The following is a 21,497-nucleotide window of genomic DNA, read 5'->3' as shown; positions in this document are numbered from 1 at the left end:
AACCTTTTTAAGTAGGACTTGTTAACTCATTCAATTCGCAAACATCGGCGGATGCATTTCATCGTAACTGGTCGCTTCCTGAAAAGCTTTTGCCACCTTTAGAATCTTAGCTTCTTCGAACAGATTTCCGATTAAAGTAAGACTGGTAGGGTGACCTTCTTTATCTAATCCCGTAGGAAAAGTGATCACCGGATGTCCTGTCAGATTCGTAATCACTAATTGACTGCCTCCAAAAGTGGGGGAAACAACCACATCATACCGCGACATAAATTCGTGCATTTTTTCGATCAAAACCTTTCGATGCCTGTTGGCTTGAAGGTATTCAACGGCAGGTATGAACCGACTTTGTCTTAGTGAGTTAGCTCGGGATCTTTTGCTTTGCTCCACCATTAAGTCTACCTGGCCACTTCTGACCAATTCGTCAAAGAATGCCCCGGCCTCTGCTCTTAGTATCACATCGAATGATCTGAATGGAAATTCTCCCGGAAGAGAATCAGAAATAAAAGTCAACCCCAGCAAAGTTAGAGAATCCACAGCCTTCCTCACCACCCTCATCGCCTGAGAAGTATCCCTAACAAATAGGCTGTCCAGATATCCGATTTTCAGCTGGCTTAAATCCAGGTCTTCGTCATAGCAAAATGGTACATCATACAAAGTGGGATCCATCGGATCGACACCCTGAATTTCTTGAAATACAAGAATACAATCTTCTGCACTTCTGCATATCGGACCAACCTTATCCATAGACCAGGACAATGGCATCACGCCAGTTCTACTTACTCTTCCATAGGTTGGTCTCAAACCTGTAACCCCATTTCTCGTACTGGGTGAGGTAATGGATCCCAGGGTTTCTGTGCCAATGGAAAAAGAGACCAATCCGGCAGCTGTAGCAGAACCCGATCCTGCTGAAGAACCACTGGCTCCTTTAAGTGTATCCCAGGGGCTGACAGTCTTACCTCCGAACCAAACATCCCCTCTAGCTAATGCTCCCGACGTTAGCTTTGCAATTAATATTGCACCAGCTTCTTCCAACTTCTTAACAATTGTTGCCGTTTCATCGATTTGCTGATCCTTATAGGGCATGGCGCCCCAGGTGGTGGGATAACCTTTTACCGCAACCAAGTCTTTAAGCCCATATGGAATACCATGTAAAGGTCCTTTATATAGGCCATTTCTAATTTCTTGATCAGCTTTCCTCGCTCTTTCCAAAGCTTCTTCTTCCATTAAAGTGATGACTGCTTTCAATGTGGGATCGTACTTTTTGATACGACCCAGGTATATACGGGTAAGATGCTCTGATGACAGTTTTCCGGATTTAATCAAGGAAGCCTGCTCAGCAATGGTCATAAAAGCCAGTTGGTCGTCGTCAGGCATTTCTGACACAAGCTTGGTTGGTTCGTAAATACAGGCAGGTCCCTCCGGAAGCTTGAAACCGAAGGGCAAGGGATCAAACAATATCGCTGGCATGACGTCATTTTCTAAACGGTAATTTCTCATCGTGTCATAGCCTTCCAGATTACGCTCCAGATAACTGTACATGGTATCTATTCGCTCGTTACTAAATTCCAGACCTATCACTTTCTGGGCGGATTTGACATCACTTTTGGTAAAAGCATGTTTGGTCGAAAGGCAAGCACTTAACGTAAAAACGATGAGTAGCAGGGCAACAATTCTATTCATAAATTGAAAGTAATCGTTTTTGTAAATAAAATCCTTTTATCGATTGAATTCTCGCACTTATTTTAAAATTCGACTCAAGGTATAAATAAGAAACTCCCCTATTCCAGGTTGTGCATTAATTTTAAAATAGGCATTATTACGATCAGAAATGGATATTTTTTCAATGGCTTACCGCTGTGCAAGGGGCGCAGTCTCGTACAGATTTTTAAAGTTTACCCTGAGGTGTTTAGGGGTCCATTCTCACCTTATGATCCTCATCAATATAGACAGCGCCTCCCGAAGGGACGAGCCTAATGGCGAGCCTGGAACATAGGGACCCGGAGGGTAAGCCCCTAAACCCACTCATATTAGTACATTCTCTAATCCATAAACTTTAAACTCTAAACTATATAAGCTATTTTTGCACCTTGTAGAAAATAAGTATGGCAGAAGATAAGAACAATGAGCTTAGCAACGGAGAAGCAAATTCCGACGATAATATAATTTCACTTTCAGGAATGTACGAAGACTACTTTCTGGATTATGCTTCTTACGTAATCCTGGAAAGAGCGATCCCAACAATACTGGATGGCCTGAAGCCGGTGCAGAGAAGAATTCTGTACAGCATGAAGGAAAAGGATGATGGTCGATATCATAAAGTAGCGAACCTGATCGGTCATACCATGCAGTATCATCCACACGGAGATGCAGCCATCGGTGATGCACTGGTAAAACTGGGACAGAAAGATCTGATGATTGATTGCCAGGGCAACTGGGGAGACACGCGAACAGGTGATTCTGCAGCCGCGCCCAGATATATTGAAGCCCGGCTAACCAAATTTGCACTGGAGGTCGGCTTTAATGCGCAGACCACAGAGTGGCAACTCAGTTATGATGGCAGAAATAAGGAACCCATCAATCTGCCGGTCAAATTTCCATTGCTATTAAGCCAGGGAGCCGACGGAATAGCGGTCGGGCTTTCTACCAAAATCTTGCCTCACAACTTTAATGAACTGATTAAAGCCTCTATCAAAATACTTCAGGGAAAAAAAGTCAAAATTTATCCTGATTTCGATACTGGTGGATCCATAGATGTTAGTGAATATAACGGAGGAAAGCGGGGAGGAAAAGTGAAGGTCCGTTCTAAAATAGAAATTGTCGACAAGAACTTTCTGGCCGTTAAAGAATTGCCATATGCAACGACTACCTCATCACTGATCGATAGCATCATCAAAGCCAATGACAAAGGCAAGATCAAGATCAAGAAAGTGGTCGATAATACTGCCAAGGATGTTGAAGTACTGATCGAACTCGCCTCGGGTGTTTCACCGGAAGTGACGATGGATGCACTCTATGCCTTTACCAATTGTGAGATCAGTATTTCTCCCAATGCATGTGTCATCATCGACAACAAGCCACACTTTCTGACGGTGGAAGAAATTCTGGAAACTTCTACCATGAATACCAAGGACCTGCTAAGACAGGAACTGGAGATCAGAAAAGGTGAGCTCGAAGAGAAATGGCATTTTGCAAGCCTTGAAAAGATTTTTATTGAAAATCGTATTTATCGCGATATCGAGGAGTGCGAAACGTGGGAAGAAGTCATAGAGGCCATTGACAAAGGACTTAAGAAATACATCATCACACCTGGAATGAAGGGTGTGGATCCGAAAGGTAAAATAGAACTGGCAAGAGATGTGACGGAAGAAGACATCCTGAGATTGACAGAAATTAGGATTAAGAGGATCTCAAAATTTAATTCATTCAAGGCAGATGAGATCATCGCTAAAATCAACGAAGAACTTGCAGAGGTCAAACATCACCTGGCAACCCTGACGGAGTATGCCATTGCCTATTTTGAAAGGTTATTGGAGAAATACGGCAAGGGTCAGGAACGCAAGACAGAAATTACGACTTTAGAGTCAATAGAGGCCCGACAGGTTGTCGCTAATAATGCCAAGCTTTATGCCAATTTTAAGGAAGGCTTCATTGGCACAGGTCTGAAGAAAGATGAATACATCGGTCCGTGTTCAGATATTGATGACATTATCGCTTTCAAAAAAGACGGCACCTTCCAGGTTTCCAGAATCGCAGATAAAGTGTTTGTTGGAAAAGACATCATTCACACTGCAGTATGGAAAAAGGGGGATGACCGGACCACCTATAACTTACTATATGTAGATGCGAAGACCGGACGTACCATGGCCAAGCGTTTCCAGGTCAATAGTATCACACGAGATAAGTCTTATGATCTGACTAAGAAAGCTCCGGGTTCAAAAGTGCTTTATTTTACCAGCAATCCCAACGGTGAAACAGAAACGGTCCAGATCCAGCTTTCTCCGGGTTGCAAGGCAAAAAAAAAGGTTTTCGATTTTGACTTTGCGGAAATTGCCATTAAAGGGCGTGGAGCCGGAGGAAATATTGTAACCAAATATCCGGTAAAGAAAGTGACGCAATTGGAGGTTGGGAAGTCTTCATTGGGAGCACAGCAATTCTGGATGGATGAGGTCAGTGGCAGGCTGAACAAGGAAGAGCGTGGAATTTACCTAGGCAAATACGACACAGGGGATTTAATCATCGCATTTTTCAAAGATGGGTCCTATGAATTGAGAGAGGCTGATGACATGGTGAGATATGAAGTAAAAGAGTTGGATAAAATCGAAAAATTTGATCCAGATGCGATTGTCAATGTGGTGTATTATGAAGGTGAAAAAGGATGGACGATGGTCAAAAGGTTCGAGGTTGAGACATCAACATTAGCCACAAGATTTAATTTTCTGACAGAACATCGATCTTCAAAGCTTTATTTCGTTAGTACGCATCCGAGCGCTACTGTACAGTACACCTACAAGGAAGACAAAGAAAAGCACACGGAAGAGTTGTTGATTCCTGAGTTTATTGACGTGAAGGGTTGGAAAGCCATTGGCAACAAACTTGGAGAATTTAAGATTTTGAGTGTTAAAGATGTCTCTCCTGAAATTGAAGAAGAGGTGGATGATTCAGAAGAGCAGTATGAAAATGACAAACCAATTCAAAAGGACCTCTTTGGAAATACAGATAAAAAGGAAAATTTGGGAGCTGGTGATACGATAGAATTCGATGTCTAGAGAAAAAAAAGAAAAAGATTTTGTTTACCGGGCCTATTACGAAGGAGGTACCGAGGCACTTAGAAAGTTCATTGGAAAGCACATGCAGTATCCCACTGAAGCGAAAGAAAAAGGTATCGAAGGTACTGTTAAATTAAAATTTAACATCGATCATGAGGGGAAAGTGCATCAAGTAAAAGTGCTCTCGGGAATTGGGCATGGTTGTGATGAAGAAGCGGTTCGAATTGCACGATTGCTTGAATATACAGTACCCAAGACTCATAAGCTGAAAGTTGGTTTTAAGAAACAACTGAATATACATTTCAGATTGAAGAAAACATCAGACCAAAATACTGGTCAAATTACCTACGCGTATACTGTGACGTCTCCTAAGGAAAAAGAAAAGAGCTACAGTTACAGGATTAACATCTAGTTAAGATTTGCTACTCAAAAATTTTGTATCATTGCCGACTACTAAATTTTTTGCTGCTTTTTATTGATCGATGAAACGGAACTGTCTCTTACTAGTACTTTTTTTTGCCTGTTATCAGCTGAATGCTCAAAAGTCTGCCACTGTAGCTGTTATCGACCAGCCGATCACCTTAGATGGTGCACTGGAAGAGGAGGTATGGCAATTGTCTAAACCTGCTTCTGATTTCTGGCAATATTTTCCATCTGACTCTGTTTTGGCAGAGAATCAATCAGAGATCTATTTTCTTTATGATGACAAAAACCTATATATAGGTTTCAAGTGCTACTCATCTGGAAAAGACTATGTGGTTCCTACCTTAAAGCGTGACTTCAGGGCTGGAGGCAATGATAACATAACCATCATGATCGATCCATTTAATGACAGAATCAATGCTTTTTTATTTGGTACCAATCCCTTTGGTGTTCAACGAGAAGGATTGGTGGCTGGAGGTGGTGAAGATATTGACAACTTTTCAGTGGCCTGGGACAGTAAGTGGAAATGCAATGCCAAGATTTTCGATGATTACTGGACTGCTGAGATGGAAATTCCTCTAAATATCCTAAGATTTAATCCGGGTGTAGACAAATGGAGTTTTAATTCATATCGGTTTGATACACAGGCTAATGAACAAAGTACCTGGAACCAGATACCGCGAAACCAGTGGATCTTCAACCTGGCATTTATGGGAGAGATGCTCTGGGATCAGCCGCCAGTAAGACCTAAAGGTGGTGGTAATGCCATCATTCCTTATGTCACCGCAGGACATTCTAAAAACTATGAAAAAAATTCTCCGGCTAATTTTACCTATAATTTCGGAGGAGATGCTAAGATTGCCGTTACACCGAGTTTGAATCTAGATTTGACCTTCAATCCTGACTTTTCACAAGTCGAAGTTGATGAGCAGGTGACCAATGTGGATCGTTTTGAGATCTTTTTTCCGGAAAGAAGACAGTTTTTTCTGGAAAATGCAGATTTGTTTGGGGGATTTGGTACGCCGAGAATCAATCCATTTTTTTCAAGGAGGATTGGGGTGAGTCGAGATACCACCACTGGTAATGCTATCCAAAATACCATTTATGCGGGTGCAAGGTTAAGCGGTAAATTAAATGAGGACGTGCGGTTGGGTTTGTTGTCCATGCAAACTGCTGCCGATCCGGTGAATGGTTTGCCTGACTACAATTATTCTATTTTCTCCATTCAGAAGAAAATCTATACGCGATCTAACATAGGTTTCATTTTTGTCAATAAACAAGCTTTTGGTGAGGTGGATGCGAGTTCCAATAATGACCGATACAATCGTGTTTTAGGACTGGATTACAATCTGGCCACAGATGATAATACCTGGACAGGAAAGGCTTTCTTGCATCGCTCCATTTCTGAGGAGGGTTTGCCAAATCCATGGGCTCAGGGCACTTCATTGAGGTACAACAAGAGAATGTTTTTCGTTCAAGCCGATCAGCAATACGTTGGAGAAGGATATGATGCTCAAGTAGGATTTGTCAGAAGGCAAAATTTTTTAAGATTCAGTCCGAGTGCCGGGCTTAATTTTTATCCAACCAATGGATTTGTCAATCAACATGGTCCTTCTTTGGAATGGACTTATTTTAATTTTATAGGAGTCGGAAATACTGACCGTGAATTACAGTTTGAATACCAGGTAGAATTCAATAATAATTCAGAAATTGGAGTAGAAGTTACGAATACTTATGTGTACCTATTGGGAGATTTTGACCCTACAGGTACTGGATCTGAAAAGTTATCTTCCAATACAGATTATAATTATACGGCGTACGAATTATCTTACCGATCGAATCGAAATCTGGATTTCTCTTTTTCATTGAGTCCTAATTTTGGTCAATATTTCAATGGGACTCGCTATGGACTGAGGGGATTTGCATCATATCGTTATCAACCTTACGGCCAGTTTAGTTTGTCCTACAGCTACAACCATTTTGAACAGGACCATTTGAAAGAAGCGAAAAGAACGGTGCTTTTAGGACCCAGATTAGACATCTCATTCAACAAGGCGCTATTTCTAACGACGGTCGTACAATACAATTCGCAGATCACAAATATGAATGTCAATGCAAGGTTGCAATGGCGTTTCGCACCGGTTTCCGATCTTTATATCGTATACACAGATAATTACTTTACGGACATCACGGATGATCCTGCTGATCGGTTTATTACCCAGATACGGAATCGTTCTTTGGTAGCGAAAGTGACCTATTGGCTTAACATCTAGGCGAATTCTTAGGACCTCATAAAAGGCCTCTTGCTTCATCCCAAGCTAAACCCATTCTTGAAACATGCTACACAGGACCTCGTGCTTCAGCCCGAGCTAAACTCATTCTTGAAACATGGTCCACAGGACCTCGTGATTCAGCCCGAGCTAAACTCATTCTTGAAACATGCTCCACAGGACCTCGTGCTTCAGCCCGAGCCACTAACCTTGCTTCACATCTACTCTCCAAGAACCCATTCTAGGAAAATTAAGTCAGAATAGAGATCCCATTTTTGCTTCTCACAGGGATGATATCCATTTGCAAATTAAAACTATCTAAATACCGGGACTCCAGATCTTCAAAATCTTCTGCGTGATCTTTCAGCAAGGCAATGACACTTCCTCCAAATCCGCCGCCCATCATTCTAGCACCAATACAGTCTTCTCTCTTCTTTAGATTTTCGACAATAAAATCCAATTCTTCACAACTCACTTCATATAATTCAGACAAACTTTGGTGAGATTCAAAAAGCAATTCCCCTGCCATATGAAGATTGGTTTCGGTCAGCGCCTTGACCATAGCCAGCACTCTATTATTTTCATTGATCACATGCGTCAATCGATCAAACTCAGTCTTACTAATTAGGTCAATAAAATCATTTAATTTTTCTTCATTTAAATCCCTTAGCGAATGTATTTCGGGATTTCTTTCCTGAATGGCCGTCAAGGCTGATTCGCAATCAGCTCTCCGGTCATTGTATTCTGTTTCAGCAAGATTATGCTCAACGTTTGTATTGAATAAACACCATTTGGCACCCTTGACTTCACTATCGATTAGCTGGTAAGAATAATCTCTGCAATCCAGTAAAATCGCTTTGTTTTCCTCACCCATACAGATGGCAAACTGATCCATCTTACCGCCATTAACACCAGTGCCGTTTTCAGCTCGGCTTGCCATAAACACAATGTCCCTCTTAGAATAATTGAGATCAAACAAATGCTTGATTGTGAATAGAAACCCACAGGTCAATGCTGAACTGGAAGAGATTCCTGCACCAAATGGTATGTCACCATTAATCATAACATTGAAACCGCAAATAGAATGCTGATCTTCACGAAGAACTCTGAGAGCACCCATGAAAAAGCGAGTCCATTGTAGATCGGATGTTGGATTATTGAGGTCAATGACCGTTTCTTCTCCTAAATCCAGGGCATGAATATGAATTTCTTGATCCTGCCTTTTAGAAGCAGCAAAATAGATGGCTTTCTCAATAGGAAATGGCAAAACCAGTCCGTCATTATAATCTGTATGTTCACCTATTATATTCACCCTTCCCGGCGCCCTGCAAATGATGGGTTCTTCATTAAAATATTCCGTAAATCGCTTTCTTAATGTTTCGATCATCTTATTTCGTAACCAAATTGGTCTTATTTTTTTCTGGTTTGCTATAAGTCATAGTACCACAAGCGGCCCTGCACGGCCCAGAGAGAACGAAAATAAGATATATGTGAGAATATCATTAAAGATTTCAGTTAGATTTCAAATTACAGCTTCTCGATCCACTAAATTTTTCGAATGAATGCCAACGCCTCTTCCTTTACAGCGTCTGTCTTACTAAAATACTGGTCAATATGCTGTATGACCTTGACATCAGGTTGAATACCAATTTCCAATGGAAGCTCAGTGGCATAGGTAACACATGTCACATCTGCAATATTAAGCATGGTGCGGGTATTCTTCAAACGAACATTTACACCTCCGGCGGTGCATAATTGATTAGAGCCTAGCTCCTCTCCGAATATAGTCCCTAGAGCTTCCTGTTTGACAATCGACATAAAATGACCGGTTGTCGATTCACCATGTCCATCCATGAGATAAAATTGATTTCCTTTAAATCGGTGGACAAATGGTTGATAAACTTCTTTAGTACTGAGATCTTCAATGGTTTTTCCATTTTTCCCACTTATCCGGGAATAATACTCGAAGGGCTTATCCATGAGATATCGTAGTAAATGTATACTGGCTTCAGGCGCTCCACCGCCGTTGAATCGAACGTCGATGATGAGATTCTGTATATCATTTTCAGCAATCACTTTAAAACTACTGTCAATGAAGGTTTTGAATTCATCGAAATTCATCCATTTGTAATACACAAATGACGAAATGGTAAGTATGGCGGTTTGAGGGTCGTTCAGGATTTCAAGACAAAGACTTTCTTCACACGATGGTATCGACCGATCAATCTGTGGCATCAGATGTTTCTCCGTGGGTTTAAGTGCCAATGTTTCTTTTTCTCCTTTTAGGTCAATGTTATACTTATCCGGTAGGCCTAACGCGTAAGAAATTAAACTGGTAGAATAGGCATTGAATTTTTTAATTTTCGGCGTTTCAGAATGTGCCTGAGAAACCAGATGGTCAAAAATCCGGTCCATGATTTCTTCAACAGGTTGACCATTAATTTTTAAGATCTGATCTTTAACATTGACTTGATCTTCATTCTCCAATGGGTCGATGACAAAAAGTTGACCATCGACCAATCTGGTTATTAAAGGAAACCGGCGTTCTACAGGGAGCATGTTGTTTTCCTCATAGAAATCTCCCATAGTGGTATGAGAGCAATTGACACTAGCCATAATTTCCTGACAATACCATCGGAATGTTGCATAATTGGTTTCATTGTTAATGTTACTTTTAATTTCCTGGATTAAGGTTTTAAAGTTTGCTTCCGTTTGGTACAGATAGAGATTGGGGTGCAGGTCAATGAGCATTGAAGCAAGTTGGTCAATATCTTCTTTTAGGTCAATGGCTGAAAACGCGGCATCAAAAGTATGAGTTGGGTTGTCCATTTTGTAGGAAGGGTCATTGATCTTTGCGAGGTAGTCTTCCGCATTGTAGTTGTATGGGTTTAGTTCCAGAGATTTATTGTAATAGCGGATCGCGTTGCTGGTATGTCCTAAAGCAAGATAAGCTTCACCAAGGCTGTCAAAACCATTGGCGCCTTTTGGAAACTCTAATACCAGGAGCTTAAAGATTTCCAATGCTTCTTTAGGCTTGTCTTCCCAAAGCAGAGAATAACCATATCGGTTAAGTTCATTTTCACTTTTTACGTAATTCGGATTAGAAGCCTTTGCTTTTAGTTGGTAATAGAGTTGGATTCGATCTTCAATGGGGATGTGATTAAAACTCCTCAATGTGGAAAGGGTGGAAAATTCACGATCAATGGTTATTCCATTAGTAATTTCATCCAAAGAGGGCTTCGAAAGCGCTGTATTCTTACATCCGGCATGACCAATGAGGATTGCGGCGAAATAGATAAGTATTCTTAAGTGCTGCATGTTTTTGGTTCAAAGCTAGTGGTGAATCTTAAATGATCAAGGATTGAATTGTAAATTAATGTAAAGTGCTGTGTAAAGAGAATGCAGTTCTTTTATAAAGTCCAAATACCGCTTGAACTGATGGGGAATGGCTTGGTTTTTGAAACTTAATTAAATCTGAGCAAACATATTATAAGATTTTTCGTTTATATTTGCTCTCCCTTAAAAGGGTCGCGTGGCCGAGTGGCTTAGGCACTGGTCTGCAAAACCAGGTACAGCGGTTCGAATCCGCTCGCGACCTCAATTATAAAGCTTCGTAGCGAATTCTGTTACGAGGCTTTTTCTTTTTTGCACTATACAATATGACAGCTCGCGGATTCTCGCAGCCGCAGCCGGAAGGTGTGCTTCCGGTTCATTCGCTAAAACGCCCTCTGGCGTCATTGCTGCGCAACGCTCATGAATGCTCGCGACCTCAAATTTAAAGCTTCGTTACACCTGTTTCGAAGCTTTTTTATTTTAAACGTATCAAAGTAATGCTCGCGGATTCGAGCAGCCCCAGCCGGAAGATTTGCTTCCGGTTCATTCGCTATAACGCCGCTGGCGTCATTGCTCCACAACGCTCATGAATGCTCGCGACCTCAAATTTAAAGCTTCGTTACTTTTGTTTCGAGGCTTTTTTCTTTTTTGCATTTGGTTCAAGCCTTCGCAGGCCACAGGTCTATCCTGAGCAAGGAAAGCTATCAAACGAGTAAGCTGGAGAGGTTAAAACAAGGAATTAATCAGTTCCATCCCTTACAATGAAACTAAAAATTGGTACAAAACGTACTTAGATAGGTTATTAATTAGTAACTTTACTATATGAAAATTGTAAACTATACAGATTTAAGGTTAAACCTTAAAAAATGGATGGATTCTGTGGTAGATAACTTCGAGGAAGTTATTATCAAGAGGAAAAATCAGAAAGATCTAGTGATGATCTCACTTGAAGAATACAATTCTTTAGTAGAAACTAATTATTTATTATCAGGCAAAAATAGGGAAGTACTCTTGGAGTCCTTAGAAGAGTATAAAGCTGGGAAAAAGGTTATTAAAGATCTTGTGGAAGAATGAAAATTGCTTGGTCAACAAGAGCATGGACGGATTATTTATATTGGCAGAACAACGATAAAAAGAAGCTATATAGAATTAATAGCTTAATTAAGGAGTCCATCAGAAACCCATTCGATGGAATTGGTAATCCTGAACCACTAAAGCATAACTTGCTGGGATTTTGGTCAAAGAGAATCGATAGAGAACATCGACTCATATATTCTTATTCTGAAACAGAATTGTACATTTTATTTTGTAGATATCATTATTAAACAGCTGACTAGCTGCACTCGAATGCTATTAGTTGTAAACCTCTCCCTTACTCTTCCAGGATTGCGGAGATAAGCGGCGTTCGGCGAGAGAAATTCGGCATTTACACACGCCATTACTCCCTGCGTGACGTTAAAAAGTAGTGCTCCGGTCTTGGACTTTTTTACAGTCTGAATGATAGAGTAGCAAGTTGAAAAGATTGATTCTTTGCCGCCCGCGGAGTAAGATCAGCTGCACTCAAAGCGACTTAGCTAGCGCCCTGCGGTTGTTTACTCATTTTGATCATTAAACGCATACCTTGCGATTGCTCTTGCTGTTTAGTGCTCAAAATCGAGTCAAAATGTATTACCAGTACTTAAATAGATCTTTGCTCAAAACGGCTGAGCCTGGCGGGTATGATAGCTTGGAGCTTTCAAGCATCCCTGGCTCTCTCACTGTCTAGCGCTTTCGCTTATGTCTTCAGTGGTATTCAAAGACAGTATTCTCTTGGATGGAAGATAGGACAGGTTGAACACCAATTAAAATTTGGACCTGAGTTCGAATCCCAGCAGCTCCACTACATTTTTTATTTTCATCCGAACCATTTTCAATTGAATTTTTTCAGCTGAAAACAAAAAGGACTCACCAAAACGTTATATTTGTGAATCTGGTGATTGAGGGAAATTGTGAACATGCTAAAAGTAGCATATGGAAGTTTTGAAATAAACTTGAGAAGCTGCGCAGGTAAGGTGGGGAGTAGATCCCAAAGCAGAAGCTGTACCGAGTATGACGCCGTACGGAAGTATGGGTCTAAATCCCATATGTAATGTCGATCCGGATGGGGTTATTGCCTTTGCACCTATTCTAATCGGTGCAGCTTTTCCTACATTTAGCAACCAATCAAAGATCATTCGATAATTAGATTTTAAGGGCATTTGCAGAATCTAAAGTCCCAGGTAAAGTATCAGAAGGAAGTTTGATCGATTTGTCAAATTTGCTCACAAATTCTTTTCTTTGAGTAAAAATTAAATGCCTGAGTATAAAGCGATACTTTTTGATATGGATGGCACCTTGGTAAATACTGAACCACTCCATGAAGAGGCTTGGCATCAAACTTTAGATCCATTCAATATCAACCTATCAGAAGATTGGTTCAACAAATATACAGGTTCAACCGATCGCGTTTTGATCAATGATATTTCAAAACAATATCAAATACATTTGGATGTCGATGAACTACTTGAGAAAAAAAGAAATGTCTTTCTAAAATTGGCACAAACAAGATCTCAAGTATTTGGAGGAGTGAGAGAAGGCTTAGAAAGACTGAGTAAAATCTATGATTTAGCATTGGTTACTTCTAGTTCAAGAAAGGGTGCCGTGTGCGTTCTGGAAGCTGTGGATTTATCAAAGTTTTTTAAGACTACCATCACATTTGATGATGTTGAAAAGCATAAGCCTGATCCAGAGCCTTATCTAAAAGCTATAAACTACTTTGGAATAATGCCACAGGATTGCATAGCTGTCGAAGATTCCTTCTCCGGAAGCAAGTCTGCAAAAACAGCTGGTTGTTATACTATTGGAGTCTTGAATTCAGTAGAAGCGGACAAACTAGAAAGTGCTGACAGGATATTCGAATCTACCAAAGATGTCATGAAATTCTTAGTGGGCATTCATCATCAGAATGACCGCTCTTAACTTCGCCGTTAAGATCTGTTCATATGATTAAATGCTCTCATTGACTGAAATTCAAAAATGTAGAATTCACAAAAAACCGATCCCATTAAATTGAACATTGCCCGTTCAGATCCAAATTGACCTGTGGTAAACAAACGAAAGAGAGATGTTTCAAGAGCTCTTAGCTCAAAAGCAAAGACATAAAATATCTAAAAGCAATTCTAATTTTGCTTCGTCCTAAATCCAAACCACGAAATATAAAGAAAACAAAATAAGGGCAGGATGAATGAAAAATTGACCTCCCTAACTCCTAAAATAGTGGTGTCATTTACAGCTGCTCCTCCAACATCAATAATTATACCCTGTAGCTTAGGCATTAGCGCTCCTCCTACAATAGCCATGACCAATCCGGCAGCTCCAATTTTTGACTCCTCTTCGCTTAAGCCGTCTAAAGCAATACCGTAAATCGTTGGAAACATAAGTGACATACATAAAGAGATGCCCACAAGTGAGTAAAGCCCTCCTATACCAGAGATCCAAATCGTTCCAATACAAAAGACCACTGCAAGCATCGCAAAATACATGAGCAAACTTCCAGCATCAATAAAACGCAGTAAGTAAGTGCCTATAGCACGACCTATTAAAAATACTATAAAAGCAGCGAACTGATAATTGGCCGCATTTTCACTACTCATCCCGATATTCTCAGCATAAAGATAGATATAAGTCCAGCACATAATCTGGGCACCTACATACAATACTTGGGCTAATACTCCGAGTACGTATTTTCTGTTGTTCTTTAGGGAAGTAAAGGTTGCCCCAAGGCCAGGAATCCCATCTTCATCCTTTACCTGGGGCATCTTACTGATATAAATGAATATGAAAATTACGGTAATGACTATTCCAAGAATAACATACGGGTTGCGAATCACTAAAAGATCAGACGTTCTAACCAGCAATTTTTGGGCTGTATCCAAAGACGCAAAATTTTCGATATCATCAGATTGTAGTCTTTTAAGCACAAATTGCTGAGCCACAAGTAACCCCAACAGCAACCCCACAGGATTAAAGGCCTGTGCAAGATTTAGTCGCTGTGTGGCTGTTTCACGACTTCCCATTGCCAGAATGTATGGATTAGCAGTGGTCTCCAGGAAAGCAAGTCCAAAAGTCAATACATATAGGCCCAGACAGAAAAACCAGAATTGCTCTGTGATTGCCGCCGGATAAAAAAGTAAGGCTCCTGCAGCATAGAGTGCCAAACCAATCAAGACTCCAGTCTTATAACTGTATTTTCGCACAAATAAAGCAGCTGGCAGCGCCATGCAAAAATAACCACCATAGAAAGCCATTTGTACCCAGGCAGCCTGAGAGTTCGTTAATTCCAGAACCTTCTTAAACGCCTGCACCATGGGATCTGTAACAGCGTTGGCAAATCCCCATAATGCAAATAGCGATGTAATCAAAATAAAAGGCAGTAAAAGCTTTTTAGGAACGACTACCTCATCATAGTTTTTACTCATTTCCAAGCAATATAATTTTTTTCGTCATCATATTTTGATTGGATTGCAGTCCAATAAAATATATTCCTTGAGGTAAGTGTTCAAACCTAACCCTAACCTGATGTTCGCCTGCATTCATACTTCGAGAAAAGATTTTATCAACTTGATTTCCAGATAAATCAAACAATCTAATATCTACCCATCCACTTTCAGGCAAATCAATATTGAGGTTTGCTTCTGAATAAATAGGATTAGGAATAATTTCAAACTGAGGCAATAATTCATTTTGTACTATTTCAATATCATCCACGTTAACCGTAGAATCCAATTCTGTAATCAACTGAATATGATCCACTATAATCGTACCCGCGGAAAATGCTCCTGTATCCTTATTCTTCCATCTGAATGAAATCCATCCCTTTGCAGTACCCACCGGAGTATTGTAAGTAAATTTATATTCCTGATAGTTATTGGTCAGATCATAGATTTCTGAACCTTCACTAATTACATTCCTATCTTCGTCGAAAAACCCATAAGCAAAAGTCAAAGATCCTCCACTCTCTCCTACTTCCTTGGCCCAAAATGAACCATTGTACTCTTTTTCAGGCTTTAACTCCATATTAGAATCCCAATTATCAAAAGCTCGATCAGCCAACCCTTCTACAGGCTCCACAAAAGTCACTTTGGCTGCTTTTTCACCATCAATTACATCGTCGGTAATGATTTCCACCATACTGCCTAAAGCATCTGGCACCTCATAAAATCTCCAGAACTCGAGGTCCTGCTCAAAACTCGGGTTGAAGCCTGCTATAGCATCTTCAGTATCTGTCACCACAACCGTATCCTCAACTTCCGTAAGCAATTGAATATGATCCACTATAATAGTACCCGCGGAAAATGCTCCTGTATCCTTATTCTTCCATCTGAATGAAATCCATCCCTTTGCAGTACCCACCGGAGTATTGTAAGTAAATTTATATTCCTGATAGTTATTGGTCAGATCATAGACCTCTGAACCTTCACTAATTACATTCCTATCTTCGTCGAAAAACCCATAGGCAAAAGTCAAAGATCCTCCACTTTCTCCTACTTCCTTGGCCCAAAATGAGCCATTGTACTCTTTTTCAGGCTTTAACTCCATATTGGAATCCCAGTTATCAAATGCCCGATCAGCCAAACCCTCTGCTGGCTCCATAAAAGTTACTTTGGCTGCTTTTTCGCCATCAATAACATCGTCGGTAATGATTTCCACCATACTGCCTAAAGCATCTGGCACCTCATAAAATCTCCAGAACTCGAGGTCCTGCTCAAAACTCGGGTTGAAGCCTGCTATAGCATCTTCAGTATCTGTCACCACAACCGTATCCTCAACTTCCGTAAGCAACTGAATATGATCCACTATAATCGTACCCGCGGAAAATGCTCCTGTATCCTTATTCTTCCATCTGAAAGAAATCCATCCCTTTGCAGTACCCACCGGAGTATTGTAAGTAAATTTATATTCCTGATAATTATTGGTCAGATCATAAATTTCTGAACCTTCACTAATTACATTCCTATCTTCGTCGAAAAACCCATAAGCAAAAGTCAAAGATCCTCCACTCTCTCCTACTTCCTTGGCCCAAAATGAACCATTGTACTCTTTTTCAGGCTTTAACTCCATATTAGAATCCCAATTATCAAAAGCTCGATCAGCCAACCCCTCTACAGGCTCCACAAAAGTCACTTTGGCTGCTTTTTCACCATCAATAACATCGTCGGTAATGATTTCAACCATACTGCCTAAAACATCCGGCACCTCATAAAATCTCCAGAACTCAAGGTCCTGCTCAAAACTCGGGTTGAAGCCTGCTATAGCATCTTCAGTATCTGTTACCACAACCGTATCCTCCACTTCCGTAAGCAATTGAATATGATCCACTATAATCGTACCCGCGGAAAATGCTCCTGTATCCTTATTCTTCCATCTGAATGAAATCCATCCCTTTGCAGTACCAGGTGGTGTTTCATATGAAAATTCATATTTATCGTAAGTTGAAGACAAATCAAAAATCTCATTTCCTTCACTAATAACATTGCGGTCATCGTCAAAAAATCCATAAGAAAAGATTAATGAACCATCGCTTTCTCCAATTTCCTTAGCCCAAAATGATCCCTCATACTCCTTTTCCGGCTCTAGTAACATGTTAGAGTCCCAATTATCAAAGGCTCTATCTGCAAGCCCTTCAACAGGTTCCACAAATGTAATCTTAGCTGCCTTCTCTCCATCAATTACATCGTCGGTAATGATTTCAACCATACTGCCTAAGGCATCTGGCACCTCATAAAATCTCCAGAACTCAAGGTCCTGCTCAAAACTCGGGTTGAAGCCTGAGATAGCATCTTTGACATCAGCATCACTAGTATCCTTAACTTCTGTCAGAATTTCAATATGATCAATAAAAATGGTGCCGTCTGCAAATTCATTGGTTTCCTTATCTCGCCATCTAAAGGAGATCCATCCTTTGGCAGTACCAGGAGGCGTCGAAAATGTAAATTCATATTTTTCGTAATTTTCAGTCAAGTCAAATGTGATGCCAGATTCGTCTAGAACATTTCTGTTCTCATCAAAAAATCCGTACGTAAAATTAATTGCCCCATTACTTTCGCCTTGTTTTTTCGCCCAAAATGAACCTTGGTAAATGGTTTCAGGCTTCAAAGTCATATTCGAATCCCAATTGTCAAATGCTCGATCCGCGAGTCCTTCCTCTGGTGCCACAAAGGTTACTTTCGCAGCTTTTGCACCATCCACAACATCTCCTTGAATGATTTCGACAGTACTGCCCAATCCGTTAGGAACTTCAAAAAATCTCCAAAACTCCAAATCATCCTCAAAGCTAGGATTAAAACCTTCAATAGCATTTTCAAAAACTACAACATCTCCTTCTTCCCAAATTGGATCTTTATCAGTTTCTTCCACAGTTCCTCCTAAAATACCGGTATTTCCACCTCCAGCCAGATCATTGATAATTTGACCGCTGCCTTCATTAATTGGCCAATATGCAGCGATACCTTCTTCATCTCCAGTCAATCTCTTAGTTGAAAATTCTTTAATTTCACTATCAGTTCTGGCAACTTTCCAGATTCGAACTTCAGCAACTGCACCATTAACTACTCTGTCAGGAAAAGCAGGCGAGGATCCTATGTAAAGGTTTTCATCTAAAGTAGGCAGAACTAACGCCGAAAAGGTGTCGCTGCTAAAAATAAGATTGCCATTCAAATAGATCTTTTGTGTCTCCCCGTCATACGTACCCGCTACATGGTTCCAGGTTCCTTCTTCGAATAACTTTTCTTCAGAACCACTTGACACTTCATGCCACATGCCATCTCCGAAACCCCAATTGATCTGTCCATCACCATTGGCGCGAAGAAAAAATCCTATATCATTTCCAGCTTCACTATGATCCATAGCCAATATTGTGCTTTGAAAAGTCTCCGCCCTAGATTCATTTATGTTGAACCAGGCTTCTAGTGTGATAGCATTTCCACTTACCAGTAATTCCTCTCCTCGACCACAGTCTACAAAATCATCTGTTCCATCAAATGTCAGGAACTGCTCAACTACAATTTCTGAAGGTGACGAAGGGCTTAAAAACAGACCGGAAAATACAGCATTAGGGCCTTCAATCGTATTCAGCTCTATTCTCACCTTACCATTCATTTTCCAGGTCAACCATTTTCCACCCGAAAAATCTGAAACAGTTTGCACATTATAGGTTTCCCCAGTGGCCTTATCGACCAGACTTACTGTTATAATACGACCTTGATCATCACCATCGAGAAAATATAGAGAAACATTGTATTCTTGTTCACCAAGATTTAAATTTATTGACCAGGGCTCTTCCGTCGAATCTACAAAATCAGCTGCTAAAATGGTAGAGTCCATATTGTAATACAAACCTCTCTCATCCGAGCTGTTATGCTCCCAAATAATTGTTTGCTGCATTTGTGGAAGATCAAGATGTACATTTTCCGGCAGATTTTCACCTATACCAGCGATGTAATAGCCTTGTACTCCATAAACGCCATTCCACTTACCTTGAGTTTCTGTATCACTTCCTATAAACTTGGCAAAGCCACTTGGCATTGAAGAAAAATCAATACTGATATCATCTATTGCAATTCCCTTATTTTCAGTAAACGGACCACTAGCAGTATGCTGAAGTCTGATAACATAACTAGTAGTAAATCCCAATTCTAATTCTTCAGATCTATCCGCCAAGTTGATTGAAATAGTACTTGAGCCTTCCCCTGTAATCGAAAATTCTTCAGCAAGCGTAAATGTATTCCCCCCATCTTGAGACAAATATATACCATCATTTGCACCAATTTCAGAGGGTATAGTAACCGTCATACTCAATATCAAATCACGCTGTATGCCATTCAAATCTACATGCAAGTCCGCAACATTTATCGAATTGCTTCCTTCCGTATCTGAGTCCATGAACAGAGCAAACCCATTGCCTGCATCTAATTCATTTGTGACATAAATTCTCCCATTACCACTATCAGAGTTGGTAGTCCAAAATCTCTCATCTACTTGTCCTGTTTCAAATCCTGTCGTATAAGGCACTTGTGAAAATCCATGCACACCAACCAAAGCCTTATAAGCTAGAACCTCACCCGTCAATTCATCCACCTCTACCATTCTTATAAACTTTCCTCTATCACTTTCAGAAAAAGTAATCGTATCTAATAATAATTCATTATGGAATAAGGAGGAATCCCTCTGAGTACCTACAGTTGGAGCACCATCCGGTACTTTGTAAGGATCCGCAAAATAGATAGCTCTTCCTTCTGCACCTTCAGATATAAAAATACTATATACATCTCCGTGATCTACAAACTCGACCATTGTTTCGAAAGCCTCAGATTTCGCGCGCTCTCGAATGGTTGTACCCATTACAAACTCTCCAGTCAAAGCTCTTTTTGCTTCACCTGCAAGCCATAAATAATGATCTTCCGGATCATCACCATAATCAGCAAAACTTACGGTGTTACTGAAAAAAGGTGGATTGTTATTGATTTTGTGATATTGAGTGCCTTCATCTACCTCATCAAACATTCCCAAATACAACATCTCTACTCCTACATCTATAGCTGCTCTTGCCATATCCCAGAAATAATAACCTCCTTCCCGAGGTCTTTCATAGTTGTTACCATGAAGAATTTTTTCTCTGATGCCTGGAGAAATAGTAGGGGTGTAATCTATGTCATTTTCATTGCACCACAGGACGTCACTTCGCACTTTACTTTTGAAATCTGTGGCCATCTGATCTCTGCCATATCTACTGGTATGCCAAGGTTGGATAATGTCAATGGATTTAAGGAGCTCTATCATTTTATCATGTTCAAAACCACTTATACAATCTCCTCCTCCTTGTCTCCAGTTTGTTGGTACACCAATCATTATAGCACAACCACCGTATACTGGATCATTCTGAAAAAAGTCAACCATATCAACAAAATATTGAACATCATAGCCATCAGCATCATGCCTGGAATTAAAACCTAACCCCCACAATACTACAAGTGGTTTTCCATTGTGGTATAAATAAGGTTGATCTTCTCCTCCCGTGGTCAAGTTCATTTCATCAACCAGTGCCTTAAAATCATCTGTTATTCTGGCCACCTCTTCCGCACGCTTATCTGGATTAACAGTCCCGTTAGATTTTATACTTGTTCCCGACAAGTCATACATTAGCGCAATCGCTCTGTCATTATTTCTAGCTGCATCTAAACCATTTTGTAACACTTTATTAAGGGTCGGTTTGATACCAAAGTCTGATCGGAAACGTTGCATAAATGCACCATCTATGCCATATTCCTTCATCCACTGAAAGTGTCTGTTTACTGTTTTGGGATGGACCGAACTAAATACAGTAGCTGTAGTGCCATCGGCGAACTCAAAATCGGTAGGGTATTTCTCATCTGGTTCTGCTTCGCGCATATCAGGCCAATATTCGATAGAGGCATTTCCTGGTTGAAAACCTCCACCATCTCTATAATGTCTAAAGCCATTGGTTCCTCCATCGCCAGGAGTACCGAACCATCCTTGATATCCTGTCATGACCAACCCGGTGTATGTTGGATGAGCTGAGGATGGACTATGAATCTGGGCTAGTACTATGCGGCATTGTAAAAACAAAATACCAATCAAAATCGCTGAGTAATTTCTCGTTTTCATATTC

Annotated in this window: 12 protein-coding genes and 1 tRNA gene; 7 read left to right on the top strand and 6 right to left on the bottom strand. The window is 40.4% G+C overall.

The genetic code is table 11. The features are described 5' to 3' along the window. Nucleotides 1–30: 30 nt before the first annotated feature. A complete protein-coding gene (locus L2567_RS15605) occupies nt 31–1,680 on the bottom strand; it encodes an amidase (protein WP_235298735.1) in 1,650 nt (549 codons plus the stop codon). A 422-nt stretch (nt 1,681–2,102) separates the two neighbouring features. On the opposite strand from L2567_RS15605, the gene L2567_RS15600 reads away from it, so the two are divergent. The 3 genes from L2567_RS15600 (at nt 2,103) to L2567_RS15590 (ending at nt 7,462) form a co-directional block, all read left to right on the top strand. Beyond that, entirely contained in the window at nt 2,103–4,766 is a 2,664-nt protein-coding gene (locus L2567_RS15600; protein WP_235298734.1) for a DNA gyrase/topoisomerase IV subunit A, read from the top strand. Beyond that, nucleotides 4,759–5,178 (top strand): energy transducer TonB, encoded by a 420-nt coding sequence (locus L2567_RS15595; RefSeq protein WP_235298733.1) that lies wholly within the window; start codon nt 4,759–4,761, stop codon nt 5,176–5,178. The genes L2567_RS15600 and L2567_RS15595 overlap by 8 nt, the downstream gene beginning before the upstream one ends. A 70-nt stretch (nt 5,179–5,248) precedes the next feature. Continuing rightward, nucleotides 5,249–7,462, top strand: coding sequence for a DUF5916 domain-containing protein (locus L2567_RS15590; protein WP_235298732.1), 2,214 nt, complete (start codon nt 5,249–5,251; stop codon nt 7,460–7,462). A 247-nt stretch (nt 7,463–7,709) separates the two neighbouring features. Here the strand turns inward: L2567_RS15590 and galK are convergent, their stop codons facing one another. Continuing rightward, nucleotides 7,710–8,846, bottom strand: coding sequence for a galactokinase (gene galK / locus L2567_RS15585; RefSeq protein ID WP_235298731.1), 1,137 nt, complete (start codon nt 8,844–8,846; stop codon nt 7,710–7,712). Between the two features lie 158 nt (nt 8,847–9,004). Continuing rightward, nucleotides 9,005–10,777 carry a S41 family peptidase gene (locus L2567_RS15580; protein WP_235298730.1) on the bottom strand — a complete coding sequence of 591 codons (1,773 nt, stop codon included), beginning with the start codon at nt 10,775–10,777 and terminating at the stop codon, nt 9,005–9,007. A gap of 208 nt (nt 10,778–10,985) precedes the next feature. Between L2567_RS15580 and L2567_RS15575 the strand changes: the two genes are divergently transcribed. The 3 genes from L2567_RS15575 (at nt 10,986) to L2567_RS15565 (ending at nt 12,117) form a co-directional block, all read left to right on the top strand. Next, nucleotides 10,986–11,057, top strand: a tRNA-Cys gene (locus L2567_RS15575). 557 nt (nt 11,058–11,614) lie between these two features. Next, nucleotides 11,615–11,866 (top strand): type II toxin-antitoxin system Phd/YefM family antitoxin, encoded by a 252-nt coding sequence (locus L2567_RS15570; RefSeq protein WP_235298729.1) that lies wholly within the window; start codon nt 11,615–11,617, stop codon nt 11,864–11,866. After that, a complete protein-coding gene (locus tag L2567_RS15565) occupies nt 11,863–12,117 on the top strand; it encodes a Txe/YoeB family addiction module toxin (RefSeq protein WP_235298728.1) in 255 nt (84 codons plus the stop codon). The genes L2567_RS15570 and L2567_RS15565 overlap by 4 nt, the downstream gene beginning before the upstream one ends. A 672-nt stretch (nt 12,118–12,789) precedes the next feature. On the opposite strand, the gene L2567_RS15560 is transcribed toward L2567_RS15565, so the two are convergent. Beyond that, complete coding sequence (locus L2567_RS15560) at nt 12,790–13,005, bottom strand: hypothetical protein (protein ID WP_235298727.1); 216 nt, start codon at nt 13,003–13,005, stop codon at nt 12,790–12,792. A 118-nt stretch (nt 13,006–13,123) separates the two neighbouring features. Between L2567_RS15560 and L2567_RS15555 the strand changes: the two genes are divergently transcribed. Beyond that, nucleotides 13,124–13,789 carry an HAD family hydrolase gene (locus L2567_RS15555; RefSeq protein WP_235298726.1) on the top strand — a complete coding sequence of 222 codons (666 nt, stop codon included), beginning with the start codon at nt 13,124–13,126 and terminating at the stop codon, nt 13,787–13,789. A gap of 200 nt (nt 13,790–13,989) precedes the next feature. Here the strand turns inward: L2567_RS15555 and fucP are convergent, their stop codons facing one another. Together fucP and L2567_RS15545 are read right to left on the bottom strand one after the other, a co-directional pair. Further along, entirely contained in the window at nt 13,990–15,288 is a 1,299-nt protein-coding gene (gene fucP, locus L2567_RS15550; RefSeq protein WP_235298725.1) for an L-fucose:H+ symporter permease, read from the bottom strand. After that, complete coding sequence (locus L2567_RS15545; protein WP_235298724.1) at nt 15,281–21,493, bottom strand: LamG-like jellyroll fold domain-containing protein; 6,213 nt, start codon at nt 21,491–21,493, stop codon at nt 15,281–15,283. Before L2567_RS15545 ends, fucP begins: the two co-directional genes overlap by 8 nt. Nucleotides 21,494–21,497: the final 4 nt, after the last annotated feature.

The sequence above is a fragment of the Portibacter marinus genome (assembly GCF_021533195.1).
In the GTDB taxonomy this organism is placed as follows: Bacteria; Bacteroidota; Bacteroidia; order Chitinophagales; family Saprospiraceae; genus Portibacter; species Portibacter marinus.
Note: the sequence above shows the minus strand (reverse complement) of the source record. Positions and strands in the feature narration are given on the sequence as shown.